Below are 4,107 nucleotides of genomic sequence, written 5' to 3' on the forward strand. Positions count from 1 at the left end.
GGTTCGCGGGGTGCGGGGGGCGCGGCGGCGCGTTGGTTTGGTGGTGGGTGCGGTGTTTCCCGGGTGTTCCGTTCCGGTGGCGCCGGCCCGCGAGCGGCGGGCCGGCGCGGTGTCGGCCGGCTGCCGGACGGGGCGTCGGCCGGCTACCAGGGGATGCGCCGGCGGGCGTGGAAGAAGCCGGCGGTCGGGCCGTCGTCGGGCAGCCGGGCGAGCCAGGCGACGGTGTCGGCGCCCTGGTCGGGGCTGAGCGGGGCGCCGGCGCCGCCCATGGCGGTGCGGACCCAGCCGGGGCAGACGGCGTTGACCTTGACGGTGGGCGGGACGGCCGCGGCGACGACCAGGGTCAGCGCGTTGAGCGCCGCCTTGGCGATGCCGTACGCGGCCGGTCCGGGGGTGGCGGCGGTGAGCTGTCCGCCGGTGGAGGAGACGTTGACGACCCGGCCCCAGCCCCGTTCGGCCATGCCGGGCACGAAGGCCCGGCAGGTGCGGAAGGCGCCCATCAGATGGATGTCGAGGGTGTCGCGGAGCAGGTGCTCGGAGACGTCGAAGAACGGGGTCGTGGGGTAGGTCCCGGCGTTGTTGACCAGGACGTCCACGGTGACGCCGTCCTCCCGCAGCCGGCGGGCGCAGTCGGCGGCGCCGGCCGGGTCGGTCACGTCCAGCCGTTCGACGCGGACGGCGAGTCCGTCGGCGGCGAGGCCCCGGGCGGCCTCCCGGCCGCGCGCGGGGTCGCGCGCGGTCAGGACGACCTCGTGGCCCGCGACGGCGAGCCGGCGGCAGACGGCGAGGCCGATGCCGCGGTTCGCACCGGTCACGAGGGCGGTGCGCCGTCCGGCGCCGGCGTGGTCGGCGGGCACCGTCAGGCGTCCTCGCCGCCGATGATCCAGTGCTCGCGGACGGCCATCCGGTGGAGGTAGCGGGGCTCGGTGAACTCGCCGAGGTCCTTCTCCAGGCGGGCGAACTCCTCGGACTCCAGGGCGGCGGCCAGGGCGTCCTCGTCCTCGAAGGAGAGCAGCCAGGCGGCGTCCAGGATCGCCTCGCCGACGGCGTAGGCGCCGTCGCGGACGTGGCACTGCTGGTACCGCTGGAGGCCGGGCACGGCGAGGGCGAGCTCGGCGTGCGCGCCGAGGGCGCGCTCGCGGAAGGCGGCCACGGAGGTGCCGTTGACCCGCTTGACGAGGAGGACCAGCTTGACCGGGTGGGGCCGGTCGGCGCCGGGTCCGGCGAGCAGGGTGTGGGCGTCGGTGTCGAGGACGACGGTGCGCCAGAAGGCGGCCCAGTTGGGCTCGTCGAGCCGGGCGCCCTGGAGGAACTCCTCGGACTGGAGGGAGGCGAGCTGCTCCTCGTCGTTGCGCAGCCAGATCTCGGCGATGCCGCTCCACAGCGGGTCGGCCTCCGGGTCCTCGCCGGGCAGCGGGACGCGGGTGTCGACGGCGTAGCGGGCGATCTGCTTGATCCTGGCGGCGTACGTCGGGGCGTGGACGTCCAGCCAGTAGCGCTGGAACTCCTCCTCGGTCATGCCGGGCTTCGGGTGCGCGAAGATCAACTGGTGGATCACGGTGACTCCTTGACGGTGGGTCAGGCGGCGGCGAGCGCGGTGCGCGGGGGCCGCTCGGCGAGCAGGTCGATGAGGGTGCGGGCGAGCAGGTGGCAGTGGTCGCCGGTGCGCGCGGTGATCAGGTCGTCGTCGATGACCAGGTCCTGGTCGACGTAGATGCCGCCCATGTTCCGCAGGTCGCCGAGGAGGTTGTTGTGGACGACCGCGCGCCGGCCCTTGACCACCTCGGGTATGGGGGCGGCCAGCCACATGCCGTGGCAGATGATCCCCTTGAGGAGGGCGGGGTCGTCGAAGGCCCGGCGCAGGAAGCGGGTGGCGGGCGGCAGCCGGTCGGGGTCGTCGGTGAAGCGCAGCCGGTCGGCGACCATGCCGGAGGGCACGACCACCGCCGAGTAGGCGTCGAGGGCGTCGTCGGACAGCTCCTCGAAGCTCTCGGTGACCTCGAAGGGGTACTGGTGCTCGTGGCCGTGGAAGGTGATGCTGTCCCTCCCCCACAGGCGGGTGAGGAAGTGGACCTCGGCGCCCTCCTCGGGAAAGCGCTGCTGGTAGTAGAGGATCTCGGGCTCGTAGAAGTCGCTCTCGATCAGGACGGCGATCTTGTGGCCGAGCAGTCGCAAGGCAGGGCTCCTAAAGTCGTCGGCGGCCGGTCGGTCGGGTGCGCACCGGTCCCGGGCGCCGGGTCCCGGGTCCGGGCGCCGATCAGCCGTCGCTGCGGCCGGTCACCAGGTGGAGGAGGAAGGGGCCGTCGTCGGCGAGCATCGCCGTGACCGCGGCCGGCACCTCGGAGGGCTTCTCGACCTTCAGCGCGGGCACCCCGAGGGAGCGGGACAGCTCGGTGAAGCCGATCTGCGGGGTGAGGTCGAAGAGGTCGGGGAAGGCGTGCGGGTCGATCTCCTGCTCGCGCCAGTACTGCTCGATGTTGTCCTTGAGCAGTTCGTAGGCGCCGTTGTCGCAGATGACGAACTTGGCGCCGATGCCGTGCCGGGCGGCGGTCCACAGCGCCTGGACGGTGTACATGCTGCCGCCGTCGCCGGTGAAGCCGACGACCGTCCGCTCGGGGTGGGCGAGCTTGGCGCCGATCGCGCCCGGGATGCCGACGCCGAGCGAGCCGCCGCGGGTCTGGAACCAGTGGCCCGGCACGTTGGGCCGCAGATGGCGGAAGATGTCGGGCGAGGAGGTCAGCGCCTCGTCGAAGAGCACGGCGTCGTCCGGCAGCGCCCGCGCCAGCTCCTCGGCGAGCACCGAGGCCGGCATCGGCAGGGCTTCGGCGCGCCGCCGGTCCCGCAGCCGCTCGGCGGCGAGCCGTTCGTTCTTCCGCGCCGCGTTCGCCCGCACCCGCTCGGTGGCCTGGTGCTGGGCCTGCGGGGACATCCGGATGCGCAGCGCCTGGGCGAGCTGGGCGAGGGCCGGCTTGGGGGCGGCGAGGATGCCCAGGTCGACGGGGAAGTTCTTGGCGATGGCGCCGGGGTCGAGGTCGATGTGGACGACCGGGGTGCCGGGCGCGAAGACGCCGTCGAGGGCCGGGAAGACCTCGGGGAAGACATAGGTGCCGACGATGAGGACGGCGTCGGCGGCGGAGGTGACCGCGCTGCTGCTCGCGCCGAACATGTGGCCGAGCTGGCCGCCGTAGCAGGGGTGGTCGACGGGGAGGTTGACCTCGGCCCAGTCGGCGCCCCAGACGGGCGCGCCCCACAGTTCGGCGAGCCGGCCCAGCTCCTCCTGGGCGCCGCCCGCGTGCACCCCGTCGCCGGCGATGATCAGCGGGTTCTGGGCGCCGGCGAGGAGTTCGGCGGCCCGGCCGACGGTCGGGGCGGCGGGGGTGGCGGTGGTGTCCAGGTACGAGGTGGGCACCGCCTCCTCGCTGGTGAGCCCGTCCATCACGTCGGCGGGGACGACCACGAGGACCGGCCCGGCGGGCGCGGTGGCGGCCACCTTGAAGGCGCGGCGCAGGGTGCGCAGGGTGGAGTTCGGGTCGACGACCCGGGTGGCCCACTTGGTGACGGGCCTGGCCATGCCGACGAGGTCGGCGGCCATCTGGGCCTCCATCGCCTCGTAGGCGAGTCCGGCCTCGCCGACCACCACGACGAGCGGGGCGTGGCCGCGCATGGCCTGGTAGAGCATGCCGATGCCGTTGCCGAGGCCGACGCCGCTGTGCAGCTGGATCAGGGCCGGCCGCCGGGTGGCGCGGGCGTGCCCGTCGGCGATGCCGACGGCGACGGACTCGTGCAGGGTCAGGACGTACTCGAGGTCGGGGAAGCCGCGCAGCTCGTCGAGGAAGCCCTGCTCCACGGTTCCCGGGTTGCCGAACATGTACCGGACGCCGTCCGCCCGGAACTGTTCGAGCATGGCGACCCTGGCGGGTCTGCTGGGCATGTCTGCCGCCTTTCGTCGGTTGGGCGTGCCGCGCGCGGGGCGCGGCGGGGGCGCGCCGGGGGCCGCGGGCGCGCCCGGCGGCCGGGCCGGGGGCGGCGGCGGGGGCGGGCGCGCGGCCCGCGCCGGGCCCGCGCGGGCGGGCCGCGGCCGCCCGCCCGCCCCCCCGGGCCCCCCGC

Annotated in this window: 4 protein-coding genes; all 4 read right to left on the minus strand. The window is 74.9% G+C overall.

All coding sequences use genetic code 11. The annotated features are described in order from the left end of the window. Positions 1-143: 143 nt before the first annotated feature. Positions 144-857: an SDR family NAD(P)-dependent oxidoreductase gene (locus ACFW1I_RS36245; RefSeq protein ID WP_384678014.1), complete on the minus strand. Its 714-nt coding sequence runs from the start codon at positions 855-857 to the stop codon at positions 144-146. 2 nt (positions 858-859) lie between these two features. Beyond that, the gene (locus tag ACFW1I_RS36250; protein ID WP_384678016.1) at positions 860-1,558 is read right to left on the minus strand and encodes an EthD domain-containing protein; all 699 of its coding nucleotides are present in this window, start codon (positions 1,556-1,558) and stop codon (positions 860-862) included. A gap of 20 nt (positions 1,559-1,578) precedes the next feature. Then, on the minus strand, positions 1,579-2,175 hold the full coding sequence (locus ACFW1I_RS36255) for a DJ-1/PfpI family protein (protein WP_384678018.1): 597 nt from the start codon (positions 2,173-2,175) through the stop codon (positions 1,579-1,581). 82 nt (positions 2,176-2,257) lie between these two features. Next, entirely contained in the window at positions 2,258-3,931 is a 1,674-nt protein-coding gene (locus ACFW1I_RS36260; protein ID WP_384678020.1) for a thiamine pyrophosphate-binding protein, read from the minus strand. Between the last annotated feature and the right edge of the window lie 176 nt (positions 3,932-4,107).

It is taken from the genome of Streptomyces sp. NPDC058955, from assembly GCF_042741435.1.
In the GTDB taxonomy this organism is placed as follows: domain Bacteria; phylum Actinomycetota; class Actinomycetes; order Streptomycetales; family Streptomycetaceae; genus Streptomyces.